Annotated in this window: 1 protein-coding gene; it reads right to left on the bottom strand. The window is 48.3% G+C overall.

All coding sequences use genetic code 11. The annotated features are described in order from the left end of the window. Positions 1–69 precede the first annotated feature (69 nt). Positions 70–1,173: primosomal protein N' (gene priA, locus A3757_RS23590; protein ID WP_068740386.1), on the bottom strand; the 1,104-nt coding region annotated here is incomplete at its 5' end.

Raw genomic sequence — 1,173 nt, 5'->3', positions numbered from 1 at the left:
AGATTTAAACGCTAATACTTGGAGTTAGAGTAAAAAGTGCGCTTTTTACTCTGACTCCAAGTATTGCTATTAGACGTAATCGAGGGGGTCTGCGTCGATATATAGCTTGGTTTTATGGGATTTACGCGAATCTAGATAACAGCGCAAGCTATGTACAAGCTGCGAGCGAGCCTTCATATCTGAAATAAATAAATGCAAGTAGCTTCGGTAGATTCCAGACTTTCTGGCGATATTTGCTTCAATGGGGCCCGATATTTGTATCGCTGCCTCGTTAGAGTAACTTGCTAGCACCAAGTTTTTAATTGAACTCAACTCTTCAAGGTTTGCCTCAGCCTTGGCTGACTCAGCCCGGATAGTGAGCATTTTTGAGAAAGGCGGCAGCTCGCAATATTGGCGCTCTTCAAGCTCCTGCTGAGCAATGCTTGTATAGTCACTACGCAGAATAGGTTCAAAGATGGGGTGTTCTGGTTGGCGTGTCTGGATGAGCACTGTGCCATGCTTGTTACCGCGGCCCGTGCGCCCTGAAACCTGTAAAAGTTGCTGTGCGCTGCGCTCAATGGCTCGATAGTCGGCGCTAAAAAAACTGGCGTCGGCATCGATGATGGCGACCAGGGTGACGTTATGAAAGTCATGCCCTTTTGCGAGCATTTGTGTGCCAATCAACAAGCAAGGCTCTCCCTTATTGATTTGCTCGACTAGCTCAGTCATTTGTTTTTGGTTCTTTATGCTGTCTCTGTCAATACGCACCACGCTGGCGCTCGGGAATTGTGCCTGCAGTCCAAACTCTAGTCTTTCGGTGCCTGCGCCAAGTGGTGTCAGACTTGTGTGGTTGCATTCATGACAGGCTCTTGGAATGATTTCTTTATGATTGCAGTGATGGCAATGTAGCTGAGGTGGGCGACTATGAACAGTAAGGCGTGCATCACAGTGAGGGCACTGGGCGAGCCAACCGCAGCTATTACACATTAGTGTTGGTGAAAAGCCTCTGCGGTTTTGGAATATGATTACTTGGTTGCCTTGAGCAAGCTCTTCTCCGATTCGCTGCTTCAAGGGGCGAGAACAACCATTCTCCAGAGGACGGCTGCGGATATCGATTAGAAACATTTCCGGTGTTTGGCCTGCGCCGGCGCGTTCTTGCATTAAAGCTAGCTGATAGCGACCTAGCTTAACGTT

The organism is Oleiphilus sp. HI0117, assembly GCF_001635235.1.
Note: the sequence above shows the minus strand (reverse complement) of the source record. Positions and strands in the feature narration are given on the sequence as shown.